Below are 20,369 nucleotides of genomic sequence, written 5' to 3'. Positions count from 1 at the left end.
GTTAAAGTAAGTGCTTTTGCCGTGATTATTATTGCAAACATAAGTGTTATTTTGTTGGTGGCATAAAAGTGATCTGAATGAAATTAGTTTTAGAGGATGGTCATCAGCAATCAGAAACATCATGGATAAAACAACATGCCAGTGGCTGTGTTTTTTTATTTTTTGTTTTTACTGTTGTATGTGTGTTGCTATATGCCACATTAAGCTGGATGTGGGATGATAATCGGTTGCCTCTGTCTAAAATTATATTACAGGGGGACTTGGAATATGTTACAGCACAAGATGTTCAGCACGCTTTTGCCAGGTTAGAGCATATTGGGACTTTTATGTCTCAGGATGTGGATGAATTACAAGCGTGCGTTCAGGAAATTCCATGGGTTTCACATGCATCCATCCGAAAGCAGTGGCCGAATACGATTAAGGTTTTTTTGACTGAACATCAGGTTCAGGCAATATGGAACGGACAAGCCTTAATTGATACGCATGGTATTGTTTTTAATGGTGACCCGGGGCTTGTGCATGGTGAATATGCCCGGCTATATGGCCCGGAAGATTCAGGTTCTGAAGTTCTCAATATGTGGCGAGAGTATAATCCGTTATTTAACAAAGTCGGATTAAATATTTCTTCTCTTGTTCTGAATGAACGGCGAGCCTGGCAAGTTATACTGGATAATGGCATTCGGCTGGAGTTGGGTAAAGAATCCATCTCAGAAAGAATTAAGCGTTTTTTTATGCTTTATCAGTATCTTGGCCAGGATGTTGACAAGATAAGTTATATTGACCTCAGGTATGATACTGGTGCTGCTGTGGGATGGTTTCCTCAGCAAGATTTAGGACAAAATAGTACAAATGACAAAAATGACCGATGACAACATAATTGTAGGTCTTGATGTTGGCACGGCTTGTGTCTCAGCTTTGGTTGGAGAGGTATTGCCTGATGGCCAGATTAATATAATCGGAGCCGGTACGAGCCTTTCCAGAGGCATGGACAAAGGTGGTGTCAACGATTTAGAGTCAGTTGTAAAGTCTGTTCAGCGGGCAATAGATCAAGCTGAGTTGATGGCTGAATGCCAGATTAACAATGTATTTCTTTCTATTTCAGGAAAACATATTGCCAGCCGCATAGAAAAAGGTATGGGGACTATTTCTGATGAGGAAGTCTCACAGGACGACATGGATCAGGCCATTCATACCGCAAAGTCAATAAAAATAAGTGATGAACAGCGAATTCTTCATGTCATTCCTCAAGAATTTACAATTGATTACCAGGAAGGTATAAAAAATCCGCTAGGCTTATCAGGTGTACGTATGGAAGTTAGTGTGCACATCATTTCGTGCCATAATGATATGGCACGAAATATTATTAAAGCGGTTGAAAGATGTGGTTTAAAAGTTGAACAGTTAGTTTATTCTGGTTTAGCTGCGAGTAATGCTGTAATTACTGAAGATGAACGAGAACTCGGTGTTTGCGTCGTTGATATTGGCGCTGGCACAATGGATATTGCAATTTGGACAGGTGGAGCTTTACGACATACAGAAGTGTTCTCCTATGCAGGTAATGCGGTGACGAATGATATCGCGTTTGCGTTTGGGACGCCTGTAAGTGATGCCGAAGAAATTAAAGTGAAGTATGGTTGTGCTTTGAGTGAACTGGTAAGTAAGGACGATACTGTGAATGTTCCCAGTGTTGGGGGACGTCCTTCCCGAAGTTTACAACGACAAACCTTGTCTGAAGTTATAGAGCCTCGCTACACTGAATTAATGGGGCTTGTTCATCAAACAATAGACTCAGTTCAGGAAAAGCTCAGAATGGAAGGTGTAAAACATCATTTGGCTGCCGGAGTAGTTCTGACTGGAGGTGCCGCACAAATTGAAGGTGTAGTTGAATGTGCGGAGCGCGTGTTTCGAAATCAAGTCAGGGTCGGGAAACCTTTCGAGGTCAGTGGACTTACTGATTATGTTAAAGAGCCGTACCATGCGACGGCTGTTGGTTTACTTCATTATGCAAAAGATAGTCAGATTATTGATGAGACAGACTACAATGAGCCAAAGCGTCAGTCTATGTCTGGTTTGATTGGACGCTTGCGTAACTGGATACAAAAAGAGTTTTAACCTGAGTTGCAGGAAAAACGGAGATAACACATGTTTGAACCGATGATGGAAATGTCTGACGATGCTGTAATTAAAGTCGTTGGGGTTGGTGGCGGTGGTGGTAATGCCGTAGAACACATGGTGCGTGAATCCATCGAAGGTGTGGAATTCATCAGTGTGAACACAGATGCTCAAGCACTTCGTAAGACAAGTGTCAGTACCGTAATCCAAATTGGTGGTGATATCACAAAAGGTTTGGGTGCTGGTGCAAATCCTCAAGTAGGACGTGATGCAGCTCTCGAAGATAAAGAAAAAATTAAAGAGTCACTTGTTGGCGCCGATATGGTGTTCATAGCGGCCGGAATGGGTGGCGGAACAGGAACTGGTGGTGCACCTGTCATTGCTGAAGTAGCAAAAGAGTTGGGCATACTTACCGTTGCTGTAGTGACTAAGCCATTCAGCTTTGAAGGCAAAAAGCGGTTGGCGTTTGCAGAGCAGGGAATAGAAGAATTGTCAAAGCATGTCGATTCTTTGATTACGATTCCTAATGAGAAATTGCTCAAAGTTCTGGGGCGGGGTATAACGCTTTTAGAAGCATTTGCAAATGCAAATGATGTGTTAAAAAATGCAGTTCAGGGCATTGCTGAACTGATTACCCGGCCAGGGATGATCAATGTGGACTTTGCTGACGTGAGAACTGTCATGTCTGAAATGGGCCACGCGATGATGGGAAGTGGTGTTGCCAGTGGCGATGATCGCGCAGAAGAAGCTGCTGAGATGGCGATCTCCAGCCCTCTTTTGGAAGATATCGATCTTGCAGGTGCCCGAGGGGTGCTAGTCAATATCACCGCTGGTCTTGATATGCGTTTAGATGAGTTTGAGACGGTTGGTAACACGGTCAAAGCGTTTGCTTCTGATAATGCAACAGTTGTGATAGGTACTTCGCTTGACCCTGATATGGCCGATGAAATCCGGGTTACAGTTGTTGCTACAGGAATTGGCAATGAGAAAAAACCGGATATCACGTTGGTTGCTGGTGGGAAAGCAAACCCACCTCAAAAAGCGCCTCAAGCCCCGGTTACAGCACCAGTTGCCGCTTCGGAAGAGAAGAAGGTGGCATCGAACTTGCAAGGGAATGTTGAGACAAAACCTCAGCCTTCGCAGGCAAAAACTCAGGGTGGTGGTCAGAATACCGCGCCTAAAGAGAAAGAAAGCGGTTATTTGGATATTCCTGCTTTTTTGCGTCGTCAGGCTGATTGATTTACATCGAAGTTTGAAGATGTGATCATTGATGATAGAATGTGTGACCGATTTATGAATCGGTCATATTTTGTAGTACTGATATTGAGGCAGGCAGATGATCAGACAACGTACTCTGAAAGAAATCGTTAAAACAACCGGGGTAGGGCTTCACTCGGGACGTAAAGTAACGCTTACTCTTCGTCCAGCTGCCGTAAATACCGGTATTATTTATCGTCGTACGGATCTGAATCCGCCTGTGGATTTCCCGGCCAGGCCAGAGAATGTCCGGGACACAATGTTGTGTACTGCTTTAGTCAATGATGATGGTGTGCGAATTTCAACGGTAGAACATTTAACTGCTGCTCTTGCTGGTATGGGGATTGACAACATTATTGTTGAAGTAGATGCCCCTGAGATTCCAATTATGGACGGGAGTGCAAGCCCATTTGTGTTCCTTCTTCAGCAAGCAGGGATTGAAATTCAGAATTCACCTAAAAAATTTATTCGTATCAAAAAGCCTGTTCGGTTTGAAGACGGTGATAAATGGGCTGAGTTAGTGCCATATCATGGTTTTCGGATGGACTTTGAAATTGACTTCAATCACCCGGCTATTGAATCTACTGAGCAACATTTACGTTTTGATTTTTCCTCTCAGTCATTTGTAAAAGATATTTCCCGTGCCAGAACCTTTGGTTTTATGCATGATATTGAGTATTTGCAATCGCAAAAACTTTGTCTGGGTGGTGGATTTGATTGTGCAATTGTTTTGGATGATTATCGAATCTTAAATAAAGATGGCCTGCGCTTCTCAAACGAATTTGTGACGCATAAAGTACTGGATGCAATAGGTGATCTATATATGTGTGGTCATGCTTTGATTGGTGAGTTCAGAGCATACAAATCGGGTCATCAGCTGAACAACCAACTTTTGCGGGCATTGCTTTTGAATCAGGATGCCTGGGAATGGACCACTTATGCTGAAGAAGCAGGTTCTCCGGTTGCATTTGCAGAGCCAAACATGGTCTTTGCCTGATAATCGTTTATTGTTTTCTGAAAAAACCAGACGTTTAGCGTCTGGTTTTTTTATGTGTGTTTGTATCGGACTTATTGATTGAATAACCGGCCATTTTTTGCCGCATTAAATTGATATCAATCTATGAGTATATATTTTGTGAGTGTTTATTTACTACAGGTTATCCAACGATGTTCGATGACGATGAAATCGAATGTAACATACTATGTTTTAAGGGTTTTGAACTGAAGAATTTATATTGTTGTAATTAAAATTGTTGATTGAAACTGATGATTTTTGGGCTCATAGTTTGTAAAACATAAATTTGTATCTTGTTGAGTTTTGTACATAATGTGAAATTATTTAAACTATGGCCTCAATATCAATGTATTGCCTTGAAAAGCCACTAATGTACCTCAATATCTAAGGTTTATGATATATCTCAGTACACTTAGTTGAGAACTGGTAGAGACTGATGGCATAGGAATAGATCGCCTGGTGAGCGAACAACAGAGAGATTCGTATTAAAATGATAACTAAGCTACTGACCAAGGTTATTGGTAGTCGCAATGACAGAACATTGCGTCGCCTGAGAAAAATAGTAAAACAAATTAATAATTATGAGCCTGCATTTGAAGCTTTATCTGACGATGAACTGAAAGCCAAAACTGTGGAATTTCGTGAGCGCCTTTCTCAGGGAGAAACTCTGGAACAATTGCTTCCGGAAGCATTTGCAACTGTTCGTGAAGCATCAAAGCGTGTTTTTGGTATGCGTCACTTTGATGTTCAGTTAATTGGCGGCATGGTTTTGAATGGTGGACGTATTGCAGAGATGAGAACCGGTGAAGGTAAAACTCTGACTGCAACGTTGCCAGCTTATCTAAATGCTTTGCCAGGGCATGGTATTCATGTTGTCACGGTGAATGACTACTTAGCGAAAAGGGATGCGGAAACAAATCGTCCCTTGTTTGAGTTTTTGGGTATGACCGTTGGTGTCAATGTTCCTGGTATGATGCCTCCGGAAAAGCAGGAAGCATATCAGGCTGATATTTTGTACGGTACAAACAATGAATTCGGTTTTGACTATCTCCGGGATAACATGGCTTTCCGCAAGGAAGATCGTGTTCAGCGTGCCCGTTTCTTTGCCATTGTCGATGAAGTGGATTCGATTTTAATTGATGAAGCCCGTACACCACTGATTATCTCAGGCCCGGCAGAAGACAGTTCAGAACTTTATACCCGGGTTAATGCTTTAATTCCAAATCTGGAACAACAGGAGCAGGAAGATTCTGAGGAGTACCGTGGAACCGGTCACTATACCGTTGATGAAAAAGCCAAACAGGTTTATTTCACTGAGACGGGTCAAGAGTATGTCGAAGAGTTATTAGTTGAAAGTAAGCTTATGGCTGAAGGTGAGACTTTGTATTCACCAGCTAATATCAGCTTATTGCACCATGTCAATGCTGCCTTACGTGCTCACGTACTATTCGAAAAAGATGTTGATTATATCGTTAATGAAGATGGTGAAGTTGTCATCGTTGACGAGCATACAGGCAGAACTATGCCGGGCAGACGCTGGTCTGATGGTTTACACCAGGCTGTTGAAGCGAAAGAAGGTGTGAAAATCCAGAATGAGAACCAGACACTGGCATCAATTACCTTCCAGAACTATTTCCGGCTTTATGAAAAACTATCAGGTATGACAGGTACAGCCGATACAGAAGCTTTTGAGTTTCAGTCCATTTATGGCCTTGATACTGTTGTCATCCCAACAAATCGCCCAATGATTCGTGATGACATGCCTGATGTTGTGTATCGAACCGAAGCTGAGAAGTTTGCAGCAATTATCGAAGATATCAAAGAGCGTGTTCAAAAAGGACAGCCAATTCTGGTGGGTACTGTCTCTATTGAGAAATCAGAGTTACTTTCCCAGGCACTGAAAAAAGCAAAAATTAAACACAATGTTCTGAATGCTAAGTTCCATGAAAAAGAAGCGGAAATTGTTGCTGAGGCTGGAATGCCCGCAGCAGTGACAATCGCAACAAACATGGCTGGCCGTGGTACAGATATTGTACTGGGAGGAAGCTGGCAGGCTAAAGTTGATCAACTGGATAATCCGGATCAGGAGCAAATCGATCAGATTAAATCATCCTGGCAAGTTGAACATGACAAAGTTCTTGAATCCGGTGGTTTACATATTATTGGTACTGAACGACATGAATCCCGCCGGATTGATAACCAGTTGCGTGGTCGTTCCGGACGGCAGGGTGATGCCGGTTCTTCCCGCTTCTATTTGTCGATGGAAGATTCTCTGCTTCGCATTTTCACTTCGGACAGAATGGCTGGCTTAATTCAAAGTGGTATGGATGAAGGTGAAGCGATTGAAAGTAAATTGCTTTCACGCTCTATAGAAAAAGCGCAGCGTAAGGTTGAAGGCCGCAACTTTGATATTCGTAAGCAGTTGCTTGAGTATGATGATGTTGCGAACGATCAGCGTAAAGTTGTTTACGAGTTACGCGATGAGCTGATGGATGCGGAAGACATTAGCGAGATGATTGAGCAAAATCGTTTCGATGTATTGACGACTGCGATTGATGAATATATTCCACCACAATCACTTGATGATATGTGGAATATCTCTGGTCTGCAGGACCGGTTGAAGCATGATTTTGATTTGGATCTGCCAATTCAGGTTTGGCTGGATGAAGATGATAAATTATACGAAGAGGCGCTGCGTGAGCGGATCATTGAAGAATCAGTGAAAGTGTACCAGGAGAAAGAGTCTCTTGTTGGCGCTGAGGTTTTACGTAATTTTGAAAAATCGGTCATGTTACAGACTCTGGATACATTGTGGAAAGAACATTTATCTGCGATGGACCACTTGCGTCAGGGGATTCATCTGCGCGGCTACGCGCAAAAGAACCCGAAACAAGAGTATAAGCGCGAATCTTTTGAACTGTTTGAAGATTTGCTGGACTCATTGAAATTTGATGTTGTTTCAGTGCTGTCAAAAGTCAGAGTTCAACAGCCTGAAGACGTTGATGAGATGGAAGCAAGACGCAGAGCTCAGGCTGAAGAAGCTGCAAGACATGCTCAAACACAGCACGGCGGTATTCGTGAGGAACAGGATGAAAATCATCAGCCAATGGTTCGTGAAGAGCGAAAGGTCGGGCGAAATGAACCTTGTCCATGTGGAAGCGGTAAAAAATATAAGCATTGCCACGGAAAAATTGCCTGATTAGCCGTTAGTTATTTATAAAGAAATAAGCCGCTGTAATTGTATAGCGGCTTTTTTATTAATATCGAAAAAGAGTGAAGTCAGAATGAAGAGAACTCATATAGTTGCCGCAATTATCCTGAACACACAGCAATCACAAATCTATATCACAAAACGTCCGGAACATCTTCATCAGGGGGGGCTGTGGGAGTTTCCCGGAGGGAAAGTTGAAACGGATGAATCGATTGAAGCAGCGATGAGCCGTGAACTGGATGAAGAAATTGGTATTGAAATTAAAGAACAGCAATGTTTCGAGCACTTTGAATATGACTATCCGGATAAATCTTTGGTCTTTGACTTTATGTTAGTGACCGCATTTACCGGGGAGCCTTATGGAAAAGAAGGGCAGTCGGGTCAATGGGTAGATATCAGTGCGCTGGGACAATATAAGTTCCCGGCGGCCAACATTGTTATCGTAGAAAAAGTGGTAAAAAAATATTCATAGTTTGCTTTCATGCTGGTCACATTTGAAGAATATTGATAGTTTAAATAGATTAAATGAATAACAGACTCCCCGGGCTGTATTCATATCTGACTAACATGGAGAAATAAGCAATGATAAAAATTGCAATCGCAGGAGCTGCTGGCAGGATGGGGCGTAATCTTGTCAAAGCAGCACGTCATCACTCCGATGCATTGGTTGGTGCTGGCTCAGAAAGATCTGAATCATCATTAATCGGGGTTGATGTCGGTGAATTATGTGGTGAAGGACATTTTGGCGTCAGTCTGGTTGATAACCTGGAGAGTGTGATTGATGACTTTGATGTTATTGTCGATTTCACTGTGCCGGTAAGTACAATAAAAAACCTTGAGCTTTGTAAAAAACATCAGAAAGCTATCGTGATAGGGACGACAGGGTTCTCTGAATCTGAAAAGTTAATGATTGAACAGTATGTTCAATCTATCCCGGTTGTTATGGCACCAAACTATAGTGTAGGTGTGAATCTGGTATTTAAGTTACTGGAGAAAGCAGCAAAGGTGATGGGTGACTATTGCGATATCGAGATCATAGAAGCACATCATCGCCATAAAGTTGATGCGCCATCCGGTACTGCATTAGGGATGGGAGAAGCGATTGCCGGAGCAATGGGAAATAAACTCAGTGACGTGGCGGTTTATGCCCGGGAAGGAATTACCGGAGAAAGAGCTCGTGATGAGATTGGCTTTGCGACTGTCCGTGCCGGCGATATCGTCGGTGAGCATACTGCCATGTTTGCAGATATCGGAGAAATTGTTGAAATTTCTCACAGAGCAACAGACCGGATGACATTCGCAAATGGTGCGATAAAAGCGGCGGTCTGGCTTGCGGCTAAACCTTCCGGTCTGTATACAATGACCGATGTCCTTTCTCTTAATGACCTTTAACTATACCCAAGCAACCTGAAGATGCAGGGTTCAGTGAGATTTGTCAGGCTCTGAGACAAGGCACTGATTTGAAAATAGAGTCATTCTACGTTGAAAATCAGTCACGCCGTATCAGAGCCTGACAAACTCACCCGCAGGGCGTGAGCTGAAAGGCACATTTCTGCGTCAAGTGAATTTGAAAGGTGGGTACATTCCCGCATTCCCTTTCCTTGAACTGCACCTTTCGGCTGCACGCTGAATCCTGCATCTTTAGGTTGCTTGGGTTATACATAATTATGCGTCAATTGTATTTGGCGCATTCACTTCTGAACCTATCCAGACTGTAATTTTCTTTCTTAGTCTCTGCATTGATAAGCGATTTTTCTGATATTTATGAGTATTACAACGCTATTTTTGATTAAAAAAAATAAAAATAGCAGTTATCTTTGCAGGTTAATCGATTGCTTTTGTTTTTATAATTTTTCCCTGTGAGTTTTGATCTACAATTTTTTTTATGATGTTCTTTTATCTCAGAACGACAAATTTACTATAATAAAGATGGTTTTTTGATGCTTTTGGTGTGTTTTCTATTTCAAGGGGTTAAAAATCCAAGCTTTTAATTGCTTGTATGTTGACAGAAATCACACTCATCTATAAAATGTGCCCAATTTGTCCGAAATACGCTATGGTGTTCATAAATAGCAAGTAAGAAAGATGAATTTGCAGTTTAATTTGTTTTTTTTGAATTTTTATTCTGGAGGTTGTCTTGAGTAAGTCAGCACTGTTAGTCCTTGAAGATGGGACAGTGTTCCACGGAGCATCCATTGGCGCAGATGGGATTTCCGTTGGTGAAGTCGTTTTTAATACCTCGATGACGGGGTATCAAGAAATCCTCACTGACCCTTCCTATTCCCAGCAAATCGTAACTCTTACCTATCCCCATATTGGAAACACCGGAACCAATGCCGAAGATGAAGAATCTTCCGCTGTTCATGCTCAAGGGCTTGTGATTCGGGATCTTCCGCTTGTCGCTTCTAATTTCAGAAGTGAACAGACATTGTCTGAATACCTCAAAGCTAAAAATATTGTTGGTATTGCTGATATAGATACCCGGAAGCTCACCCGTATTTTAAGAGAAAAAGGCAGCCAGAATGGTTGTATCATGGCCGGGGATAATCTGGATGAAGTTTTAGCTTTAACAAAAGCAAAAGAATTTCCCGGATTAAAAGGCATGGATTTAGCAAAAGAAGTCACGACGAAGGAATCATATCAGTGGACTCAGGGTTCCTGGTCACTTGAAGCCGGTTTACCTTGTCCGAAAGAGGAGAAAGACCTTCCTTATCATGTTGTGGCTTATGATTTCGGAGCAAAACGTAATATTTTACGCATGCTTGTTGACCGGGGTTGCCGCCTGACCGTCGTGCCAGCAGAAACCCCGGCTGAAGAAGTTTTGGCTATGAATCCTGACGGTATCTTCTTATCAAATGGTCCGGGTGATCCTGAACCCTGTACTTATGCGATTGAAGCGACTAAAACTTTTCTGGATAAAGGACTGCCGGTTTTTGGCATTTGTCTGGGTCACCAGATTCTGGCGCTGGCTTCCGGTGCCAAAACAGTCAAAATGAAATTTGGTCACCATGGTGCAAACCATCCTGTCAAAGATATCGAACGGAACGTTGTGATGATTACTTCTCAAAACCACGGTTTTGCAGCGGATGAAGTATCTTTACCGGATAATCTTAAAGCCACGCATAAGTCTTTATTTGATGGTTCTTTGCAGGGCATTCACCGGACAGATAAACCTGCTTTCAGCTTCCAGGGACACCCTGAAGCAAGTCCGGGGCCACATGATGCGGCACCACTTTTCGACCATTTTATTGAACTGATTCAAAAACACAGCGCTTAACCGGAGTTACAGATAATGCCAAAACGTACCGACATAAAAAGTATTCTCATCCTGGGTGCTGGTCCTATTGTCATTGGTCAGGCTTGTGAGTTTGACTACTCTGGAGCTCAGGCATGTAAAGCTCTGAAAGAGGAAGGTTACCGGGTTATTCTTGTCAATTCGAACCCGGCAACAATTATGACCGATCCTGAAATGGCTGATTCTACTTATATCGAGCCAATTCAGTGGGAAGTTGTTCGTAAGATTATTGAAAAAGAGCGTCCCGATGCAGTGTTACCAACCATGGGTGGCCAGACAGCGTTGAATTGTGCGCTTGATTTAGATCGTCACGGTGTTCTGGCTGAGTTCGGCGTGGAAATGATTGGGGCAACTGCCGATGCGATTGATAAAGCAGAAGACCGCTCTCGTTTTGATGCTGCAATGAAATCCATCGGTCTGGAATGCCCGCGTGCAGATACTGCGAAAACGATGGAAGAAGCTTATCAGGTGCTCGATAAAGTCGGCTTCCCTTGTATTATCCGCCCGTCCTTTACAATGGGCGGCACCGGTGGCGGTATTGCTTATAACAAAGAAGAGTTTGAAGAAATCTGTAGCCGCGGGCTTGACCTTTCTCCAACCAACGAATTGCTGATTGATGAATCGCTGATTGGCTGGAAAGAGTACGAGATGGAAGTTGTCCGGGATAAAAATGACAACTGTATCATCGTCTGCTCGATTGAGAACTTTGACCCGATGGGAATTCATACCGGTGACTCGATTACGGTTGCACCAGCGCAAACACTGACGGACAAAGAATACCAGCTGATGCGGAATGCTTCCCTGGCTGTGTTACGTGAAATCGGTGTTGAAACCGGTGGTTCTAACGTTCAGTTTGGTATCGATCCAAAAGATGGCCGGATGGTTATCATTGAAATGAACCCACGGGTATCCCGTTCTTCTGCGCTGGCTTCTAAAGCGACAGGTTTCCCTATCGCGAAAATTGCAGCAAAGCTGGCTGTCGGGTTTACACTTGATGAGCTTACCAATGATATTACCGGTGGGGTTACACCGGCTTCATTTGAGCCAACGATTGATTATGTTGTCACTAAGATTCCGCGTTTTAACTTCGAGAAATTTGCCGGAGCAAATGATCGTCTGACCACACAGATGAAATCTGTGGGTGAAGTCATGGCGATTGGCCGTAACCAGCAGGAATCTCTGCAAAAAGCGTTAAGAGGTTTGGAAGTCGGTGCGACTGGATTTGATGAGATTGTTGATCTTGAATCTCCGGATGCATTAACCCGGATTCGTCAGGAACTGAAAGAAGCGGGTGCAGAACGAATCTGGTATATCGCGGATGCTTTCCGTGCAGGTCTTTCTGTCGATGGCATCTTTAAGCTGACGAATATTGACCGCTGGTTCCTCGTACAGATAGAAGAGCTGGTGCGTCTCGAAGAGCAATTGAAAGCCAGTGGTTTTGCCGGACTGACTGAAGATGTGCTGCGCCAGGTGAAGCGGAAAGGTTTCTCCGATGCCCGGTTATCCAAGCTGGTTGGTGTTTCAGAAAATGAAATTCGCCGTCTGCGTGACCAGTTCAGCATTTATCCGGTTTACAAGCGTGTGGATACCTGTGCGGCAGAATTCGCTTCTTCAACAGCATATATGTATTCATCTTACGATGAAGAGTGTGAAGCTCAGCCAACCAGCCAGAAGAAAATCATGGTTCTGGGCGGTGGTCCGAACCGGATTGGTCAGGGGATTGAGTTTGACTACTGCTGTGTTCATGCATCACTTGCGCTACGTGAAGACGGTTATGAGACCATTATGGTCAACTGTAACCCGGAAACTGTTTCTACTGACTATGACACGTCTGATCGCCTCTATTTCGAGCCGGTCACACTTGAAGATGTGTTATCGATTGCCCGGGTTGAGCAGCCCACCGGTGTGATTGTTCAATATGGTGGCCAAACACCATTGAAGCTGGCACGTGAGCTTGAAGCTGCTGGTGTGCCGATTATCGGAACCAGTCCTGATGCGATCGACCGGGCTGAAGACCGTGAACGTTTCCAGCAAGCGGTTGAGCGCCTGGGCCTGAAGCAGCCTGAAAATGCAACTGTTACAGCAATTGAGCAGGCTGTTGATAAGGCTGAGAAAATTGGTTATCCATTAGTTGTCCGCCCTTCTTACGTGTTGGGTGGCCGGGCGATGGAAATCGTGTATGACGAGGCGGACTTACGTCGTTACTTCAACGAAGCTGTGAGTGTCTCGAATGAATCTCCGGTCTTGCTCGATCACTTCCTTGATGACGCCATCGAAGTTGATATTGACGCGATCTGTGATGGTGAGCGGGTTGTGATCGGCGGCATTATGGAACATATCGAGCAGGCAGGGGTTCACTCCGGTGATTCTGCATGTTCTCTGCCTCCCTATACTCTGAGCCCGGAAATCCAGAATGTCATGCGCGAGCAGGTGGAAAAACTTGCTTTTGAACTTGGCGTTCGTGGATTAATGAATACCCAGTTTGCGGTGAAGAATAATGAAGTCTACCTGATTGAGGTGAATCCACGTGCAGCACGGACTGTGCCGTTTGTCTCTAAAGCAACCGGTGCGCCACTGGCTAAAATTGCTGCCCGTGTGATGGCTGGTCAGTCTCTGACTGAACAGGGATTCACTCAGGAAATTATCCCGCCTTATTACTCAGTGAAAGAAGTTGTTTTACCGTTTAACAAGTTCCCGGGTGTGGATCCGCTTCTTGGGCCTGAAATGCGTTCGACTGGTGAAGTCATGGGTGTGGGCAGTACGTTTGCAGAAGCGTTTGCCAAAGCAGAACTGGCCTGTGGACATATTTATCCTGAAGGCGGACGGGCACTGATTTCCGTTCGTGCCGGTGATAAACAGCGGGTTGTCGACTTAGCACATCAATTGCTTGATCTGGGATATCATCTTGATGCAACACATGGGACAGCCGTTGTTCTGGGTGAAGCGGGGATTAATCCACGTCTGGTGAACAAAGTTCACGAAGGACGTCCTCACATTCTGGACCGCATAAAGAATAATGAGTACACCTACATTATTAATACTGCTTCCGGACGTCAGGCGATTGAAGACTCGAAAGTGCTGCGTCGTGGTGCTTTGGCAGAGAAAGTAAACTACACAACAACACTGAATGCTGCGTTTGCCACGGCAATGGCACATACTGCTAATCCGAAAAACTCGGTCATTTCAGTTCAGGAAATGCATAGTAAAATAAAGTAGTTTTGCGCCGTTTCCTGTTATAGAAAACTATTTTTATAAAATCTATTGTTATAAAAATTACTGCTATAAAAAGCCTGACTTGTCTGTCAGGCTTTTTTTTATCCGGTTGGAAACTATTGTGCCATCCGTTTCCAGAGGGGATGAATTTGTTCAAATAACCCATTTAGATTCTTTCAGTGTTGAAGTATTCTTGATATTTTTGTAAGAGCTTTATTGTCTATGCATTCTAATGACTTACCTGAGAATGGCATTACGGTTGAGTGGGCCTCCCCCCATCAACCGGAAGGCCATAAATTACTGGATATTGAATATGAGAGTCAGTCCGGACTGAGCTTTGAGCAAGCAATTGATTTTGTGAAAAACTTTGACTGGCAGCAGGAACTGGATAAATTGAATCAGGGGGAAGGTACATCCGGATTATCCCTGAAAAAGGCCGATAGTGAAGAAGATATCATGCATTTTTCGCTTTTGCCGCTGGACAAAGATGCTTTTATCGTTGAATTAACGATTGTCAACCGAAGCCGTCGTCAGGGGTTCTGGGACAAGGCTGACGCTTCGATCGATTTAGGGATATGTTCAATGGATGAGCTGGAGGAAAAGCTATTGCCTCTGGGCGAATGCAGCATTGCCCATCTCTATGATCAATATCGGGAACAAGGTCATCAGCAGACAAAGAAGGAAAGAATTGCTTTGTTGATTTACCTTATCATTGCATTATGTATAGTCGGTTTTTGCATAGGGCAATGGATCGATCCACTGATGAGTCCGGCCTTTGAAAAATTATTCTGGCCGTCCCTTTTATATATTGGGGGGCCATTATCTGCACTGTTTCTTGCACTGTTATTCTTTTCCTCTAATCCGCGTCAAACCATCAAAGAGGAGACACCCGGAACTCAGCTGTTTATTATCTTCGGGTTAATCATCTCTGGACCAATGAGTCTGTTTTTTCTGGTAAAAGGTGTTGCCGTACCGATACATATGATGATTTCTGAACCTTCGACTCAGATAGAACAAGTTTCCGGTAAATCTGATGACTGGTATGGACATGGAAGAGGAAGTTGCGATGGAAAACTCTGGCTTCGTTCATCCTCCGACCCTTCAACTGAAAGACTCTTATGTGATGTGCCCAAATCTGCATGGCAAGGTATCACTATTGGCGACACGCTTTTACTGGAAGGTATGGGATCTCCGATCGCGTTATCAGTGAAGAAAATTTCGGTGTTATCCAACCGGAATGAAAAGATATCAGATTGATGAAATCGTCATCGGTGTTTGCTGATTGATGAAAGTACGGAATAGGTTTGTATCGGGAGTTTCAATATATCTTGTTGTTTTTTCATGATAGTTTGGGTTATTAATCATGAATGAGGGATGAAATGGATATTTCTGTTGAGTTACTGACAATGCTTTTTTTTGTTGCAGCGATTGCCGGCTGGATCGATGCGATTGCAGGTGGTGGTGGCCTGATCACGATGCCAGCTTTATTAGCGGTTGGCGTTCCACCTGCTCAGGCCATTGCAACGAATAAATTACAAGGCTCTTTCGGGAGTTTCTCCTCCACCCTTTATTTTATCCGCAGTGGATTGGTTTCACTCCGGGAAATGCGCCTGGCAATATTATGCACGTTTATTGGTGCGGTTTGCGGGGCAGGGTGTGTTCAACTGGTTGATGCCTCGATTTTAACCAGCCTGATTCCATTGCTATTGCTTGGTATCTCAGCTTATTTTTTGTTGGTTCCCCAGCCGGTATCTTCGTCAGGCGAAAAGTCTGTCGCAATATCTGAAGCTGTTTTTGCATTATGTATTGGAACCTGTGTCGGCTTCTATGATGGCTTCTTCGGACCAGGAACCGGCGCTATTTTTGCGATTGCTTTTGTGACACTGATGCGCTTTTCTCTGGTTGAAGCCACGGCCAGAACCAAAGTGCTGAATTTTACTTCGAATATTGCAGCGCTCATCTTTTTTATCATTGCAGGTCTTCCGATATGGAAGGTCGGGTTAGTGATGGCTGCCGGCCAGTTTCTTGGTGCCAGAACCGGTGCAAAAATTGTGATTAGCAAAGGTCAGAAATGGATTCGCCCTTTGGTGGTGACGATGTGCATTCTGATGGCATTGAAGTTGCTGTGGGAACAGCATCAGCAATGGCTGTTATCAATGCTTTAATTCTTGGTGACCGGAAGGTCATATTTCGCAGGCAGAGGCTGACAGGCCTGTCGAGTGGAATCAGTTCATTGAAATGAAAGTAATTTGCCTGAGGAATTTCCAGAATTTTGATGACGGACAACGGGATGAGAGCTGGGGCTACATCGCTGAGAGCCAGTTTTGCAGCTGCTGTGTATGAATCCATTTCCATTACCGGGGTGATATTCTGCTGATTGAGAACAGATGCCTGATACATGTTAGCCGGATTAGACAGATCAATGGTGATTAGCTGAGAAGGCAGTTTTTTCAGAGGCTTTGAGCTGATAATGAAGAACGGCTCATCGTTCAGATGATATGTTTTCAGGCCATGGCTTCCGGGAAGGTGCCCGGCACAAAACCCGATGGTTGCTTTTCCTGAGCTCACATTTTCTATGATTCTCGGCGTGTGATTCGTTGTGATGCGAATAAACGGATCCTGCGTCAGGTGTTCTTTTATCACATGGCAGAGGTGGCTGGCGGCGAGTGTTTCTGAGCAGTCGAGACGGATGAGTGTGTCATCTTCAAGTGCCTGCTGGTCATAAATCAAACCCGTGAGTTGATGAAACCCCGGGCCGACAGCGTCAATTAACTGTTTTGCATCATTGGTTAATTTGATATGGCGGCCATCCGGGACAACGAGCTTTTTACCTAATGTGTTTTCAAGCCGGGTAATTCGTTTACTGACGGCAGACTGGCTGATATACAGCTGGCTGGCGGTTCTGCTCATTGTCCCTTCTTTGCTCAGAACTAACAGTGTTTCAATCCCTTCCAGTAGCATAACTCTATTCCTGAATTGTCACTTAAGACAGATCACTTATTCATCGCGAAGACCGGCAATGACAAATGCCAGCGAATGGCACCCAGACGGATAATTAATGTCGAGACTAATCCGGCTAAAAGTGCGATTTGATGATTGTATTCAAGTGCAATCGCTGTGGTGTGAAAGATGCCGCCTACGATACACGCGGTCGCATAAACTTCATGGCGTAAAACCATGGGGATTTCTCTGGCTAATACATCCCGGATAATCCCGCCACCGCAGCCGGTCATGACACCCATCATAATTGCGACCAGATAGGAGTCCTGGTAGTCCAGAGCCTTATCCACACCGATACCAACAAAAACCGCTAAACCAATGGCATCACATACGGGGAGCACCCACCAAGGTATGCGTTTGGGACGACGAACGATGAGCATGGTCAGGAAGCAGGTGCACAAAATCACCCAAAGGTAAGTTGTATCATGAATCCAGAAGATTGGTGTTGCATCCAGAATGATGTCTCGAATTGTGCCGCCACCAATGGCAGTAACCCCGCCTAATACGATGACACCAAACGGATCCATTCTCAGTTTTCCTGCGAGTATGACGCCTGAAACAGCAAATATAGCAGTCCCAAATAAATCAATCAGATAAAGAAACATAAACAGCTACCGATGTATATCTGCGGATAAAACTTGAAAAATTGAGCGCATTGTACGGAAAAATGCCCTGAATCGTTAGTCATTTTGCCGGACGGTATCGAAATAGCTGCAGACTTCTTTGACAGCATATAAGGTTCGCGGAGTAGGGCGGTTGATCCAGTCCGCATGGACCTGCCAGATATAGTGATGTTGAACCGCAGGAATATTTGACCATTCAGACCATAGGTTTTCTCCGCGGCTTTGCTCATCTGTTCTGAAGATTACCTCTGGCTGCGCGATGAGTACTTTCTCCAGGCTGACCTGAGGGTAAGGCGTGGCCGCATTCCGGAAGACATTAGCACCACCACACAGGTGAAATACTTCAGCGGGCCAGCTGTTCCGGGCAATCGTAATGATAGGATGACTGCTGAGCTGATAAAAAAAACGTACTTTCCGGCTATGCTGATATTTGTGTTTCAGTTTGGCGATCGTATCGCGGATATGTTGCGCATTTTTTTGACCTTCCTGTGGGTTATCCGCAAACTGACTCAGGTCTTCAACATTTTGTGCAATATCACTCATAGTGGTGATGTGAGACGGATAGATTTTCAGTCCCATCCGTCTGAGCTTATCGATTTCTTTCGGCGGATTTCCGTCTGGCCAGCTGATCACCAGATCGGGTTTCAGCGCGAGGATCTTTTCAATATTGAGACCGTGATAATTAGCAACTTTAGGTAAATTTGTGGCCTGAGGCGGATAATCACTGTTTTCACTGACCGCGATGACTTTGTTACCCAGCCCTGCTGCAAAAGCAATTTCGGTCGCGTGCGGGGAAAGCGTGATCACGCGTGAGACCGGCGCTGAAAAGACAACCGGTGACAGACAAAATATTAAGACAAAAACAGATATCTTTCTCATCGGATGACCTGAAGCATCAGCAACGTGATCAGGCTCTGCCCAAGAATCCAGATAAAGGTACGCTGATTGAGCAGTCGCTGAGTCTGGGACAGATGGAGTGCTGAAGGAACAACCCGGCCGCCGATTTTGGTCCGGACCGATTTTTTTCCTTCATAAATAGCCGGTCCGCCAAGAGACAGGTTGAGTTTATTTCCGACGGTTGCCAGCAGCCAGCCGGGACCAAACGATGGCCAGATAGCAGCCTGCATGCGACTCTGCTGCCAAATTTGTCCCGGTTGTCTGCCGGGTAATAACAGGCAGGTAAAGAGAATGACCGGAATCATCTCAAGCAGAGTGAGTACTCTGGCACTGGTGATACCAAAAGGATAACAGGCTGGTTGAGAAGGTGACCAGGCCCGGTTTAGTTCTGCAATCAGGCGAAAGATAAATGCGCCACAGCCACCGGCAACGCCGTACCAGAACATAACGGAAATCACCTGACGAGCCTGCCCGACGATCAGCGTTTCCGCCCCGGCTTTTCCAAGGCCGACAATGGACAATGTTTCTGTCTGGCGGTTATTGGTCTCAGATAAAAGCTGCCTGGCGGTTGGTTTATCTTCTGTTGCCAATGCTTTTATCAGCCCGGATGTCAGTTGGGTTTGTCCACGCCAGCCAAGCGCCAGTAATAAAAGAGCCAGATCGTAAAACTCAGGTTGCCAGACTAAAGACCGGAAGGCGATCAGTAACATCAGGGCCGGAATGATCATCAGTCCCCAGGCCATGGCCCCGGAAATTCCTTTCTGGGAGAAGCTGTTGGGCCCGTTGACTTTTTCAGCCAGAATCTCAGCAAACTTGTGCCATAGTGTGACCGGATGAGCGTTGCGTGGAATCGGCAGAATAAAATGAATCAGCAAAGCGCCCCACAGAATAAGCAGAGCGCTGTTTGCCTGGATGATTTCAATTACAGGATGCATTGATTCAGAAGCTGTTATGATGAATGTAGTAGTTCAAGCATTTTTAATACCATATCTGATGAGCTTTTCGCTGCCAGTGGCAGGAATTCGTCAAAAGACATCGGGGATTCTTTATCTGCGACATCGGAAATCGCTCTGACCACAACAAACGGGGTGCTGAACTGGTAACAGGTTTGTGCGATGGCAGCCGCTTCCATTTCAACGGCGATAACTTCAGGGAAATGTTCTCTGATAAACGCTTGTCTTTCTGGTTTGCAGACAAAAGTATCTCCGGTACAAATCAACCCGCGGACAGCATGATGGCTTCCCTGTTCAAGTGCTTTTTCTGCCAGTTCAATCAACCTGGTATCGGCTGCAAATGCGGCAGGCTGACCAGCCATTTGGCCCTGCTCATAACCAAAAGCGGTCAAATCAGCATCGTGATGACGGACTTCTGTTGAAATCACAACATCACCCATGGTGAGTGATGAATCGAACCCGCCAGCAGACCCGGTATTAATCACAATATCGGGTTGATACAGTTCCAGAAGTAAGGTTGTTCCGACTGATGCTGCCACTTTGCCAATGCCCGACTGGAGCAGAATGACATCCATACCGTTAATCTGACCGGTGTAGTAAGTACAGCCTGCTTTTTTCTCTTCTTTTAACTGGGTTAATGCAGATTTTAAAAGTGCAACTTCCTGTTCCATTGCACCAATGATGCCGATTTTCATGGCGTGTCTCTCGTTGAAATACATTTTAGAGCGATTTTAACATGAATTCTCACTGTATAGCCAAACAACCTGAAACCAGTATCTTCAGGCTGTTTGGC

At 44.6% G+C, this 20,369-nt stretch carries 16 protein-coding genes; 11 read left to right on the top strand and 5 right to left on the bottom strand.

Annotated elements, in window-relative coordinates; genetic code table 11:
• Positions 1-77 precede the first annotated feature (77 nt).
• From OC443_RS15885 to OC443_RS15835, 11 genes are all read left to right on the top strand, one after another.
• Positions 78-869, top strand: a complete 792-nt coding sequence (locus OC443_RS15885) for a cell division protein FtsQ/DivIB (RefSeq protein ID WP_073582969.1) — start codon at positions 78-80, stop codon at positions 867-869.
• Positions 850-2,112, top strand: coding sequence for a cell division protein FtsA (gene ftsA, locus OC443_RS15880; protein WP_073582967.1), 1,263 nt, complete (start codon positions 850-852; stop codon positions 2,110-2,112). The genes OC443_RS15885 and ftsA overlap by 20 nt, the downstream gene beginning before the upstream one ends.
• A gap of 30 nt (positions 2,113-2,142) precedes the next feature.
• Positions 2,143-3,351 carry a cell division protein FtsZ gene (ftsZ, locus tag OC443_RS15875; RefSeq protein ID WP_073582965.1) on the top strand — a complete coding sequence of 403 codons (1,209 nt, stop codon included), beginning with the start codon at positions 2,143-2,145 and terminating at the stop codon, positions 3,349-3,351.
• A gap of 97 nt (positions 3,352-3,448) precedes the next feature.
• On the top strand, positions 3,449-4,366 hold the full coding sequence (gene lpxC / locus OC443_RS15870) for a UDP-3-O-acyl-N-acetylglucosamine deacetylase (RefSeq protein WP_073582963.1): 918 nt from the start codon (positions 3,449-3,451) through the stop codon (positions 4,364-4,366).
• Between the two features lie 508 nt (positions 4,367-4,874).
• On the top strand, positions 4,875-7,583 hold the full coding sequence (gene secA, locus OC443_RS15865) for a preprotein translocase subunit SecA (RefSeq protein ID WP_073582961.1): 2,709 nt from the start codon (positions 4,875-4,877) through the stop codon (positions 7,581-7,583).
• Between the two features lie 85 nt (positions 7,584-7,668).
• Positions 7,669-8,067 carry an 8-oxo-dGTP diphosphatase MutT gene (gene mutT / locus OC443_RS15860; RefSeq protein WP_073582959.1) on the top strand — a complete coding sequence of 133 codons (399 nt, stop codon included), beginning with the start codon at positions 7,669-7,671 and terminating at the stop codon, positions 8,065-8,067.
• Positions 8,068-8,177: 110 nt separating this feature from the next.
• On the top strand, positions 8,178-8,987 hold the full coding sequence (gene dapB / locus OC443_RS15855) for a 4-hydroxy-tetrahydrodipicolinate reductase (RefSeq protein WP_073582957.1): 810 nt from the start codon (positions 8,178-8,180) through the stop codon (positions 8,985-8,987).
• Positions 8,988-9,732: 745 nt separating this feature from the next.
• Positions 9,733-10,872, top strand: a complete 1,140-nt coding sequence (carA, locus tag OC443_RS15850) for a glutamine-hydrolyzing carbamoyl-phosphate synthase small subunit (RefSeq protein WP_073582955.1) — start codon at positions 9,733-9,735, stop codon at positions 10,870-10,872.
• Positions 10,873-10,887: 15 nt separating this feature from the next.
• The gene (gene carB, locus OC443_RS15845; RefSeq protein ID WP_073582953.1) at positions 10,888-14,106 is read left to right on the top strand and encodes a carbamoyl-phosphate synthase large subunit; all 3,219 of its coding nucleotides are present in this window, start codon (positions 10,888-10,890) and stop codon (positions 14,104-14,106) included.
• 219 nt (positions 14,107-14,325) lie between these two features.
• Positions 14,326-15,360 (top strand): hypothetical protein, encoded by a 1,035-nt coding sequence (locus OC443_RS15840; protein WP_073582951.1) that lies wholly within the window; start codon positions 14,326-14,328, stop codon positions 15,358-15,360.
• 122 nt (positions 15,361-15,482) lie between these two features.
• Positions 15,483-16,268 (top strand): TSUP family transporter, encoded by a 786-nt coding sequence (locus tag OC443_RS15835; RefSeq protein ID WP_073582949.1) that lies wholly within the window; start codon positions 15,483-15,485, stop codon positions 16,266-16,268.
• Here OC443_RS15835 and OC443_RS15830 read toward each other — a convergent pair.
• From OC443_RS15830 to mtnN, 5 genes are all read right to left on the bottom strand, one after another.
• Entirely contained in the window at positions 16,159-17,064 is a 906-nt protein-coding gene (locus OC443_RS15830) for a LysR family transcriptional regulator (protein ID WP_073582947.1), read from the bottom strand. The two genes, OC443_RS15835 and OC443_RS15830, sit on opposite strands and share 110 nt — an antisense overlap.
• Positions 17,065-17,096: 32 nt before the next feature.
• Complete coding sequence (locus OC443_RS15825) at positions 17,097-17,708, bottom strand: TRIC cation channel family protein (RefSeq protein WP_073582945.1); 612 nt, start codon at positions 17,706-17,708, stop codon at positions 17,097-17,099.
• 75 nt (positions 17,709-17,783) lie between these two features.
• Complete coding sequence (btuF, locus tag OC443_RS15820; RefSeq protein WP_073582943.1) at positions 17,784-18,605, bottom strand: vitamin B12 ABC transporter substrate-binding protein BtuF; 822 nt, start codon at positions 18,603-18,605, stop codon at positions 17,784-17,786.
• The gene (locus tag OC443_RS15815; RefSeq protein ID WP_073582941.1) at positions 18,602-19,558 is read right to left on the bottom strand and encodes a cobalamin biosynthesis family protein; all 957 of its coding nucleotides are present in this window, start codon (positions 19,556-19,558) and stop codon (positions 18,602-18,604) included. Before OC443_RS15815 ends, btuF begins: the two co-directional genes overlap by 4 nt.
• A 14-nt stretch (positions 19,559-19,572) precedes the next feature.
• Positions 19,573-20,271 (bottom strand): 5'-methylthioadenosine/S-adenosylhomocysteine nucleosidase, encoded by a 699-nt coding sequence (mtnN, locus tag OC443_RS15810; RefSeq protein WP_073582939.1) that lies wholly within the window; start codon positions 20,269-20,271, stop codon positions 19,573-19,575.
• Between the last annotated feature and the right edge of the window lie 98 nt (positions 20,272-20,369).

Source organism: Vibrio quintilis (assembly GCF_024529975.1).
In the GTDB taxonomy this organism is placed as follows: domain Bacteria; phylum Pseudomonadota; class Gammaproteobacteria; order Enterobacterales; family Vibrionaceae; genus Vibrio; species Vibrio quintilis.
This window is presented reverse-complemented; position numbering and strand designations above follow the sequence as displayed.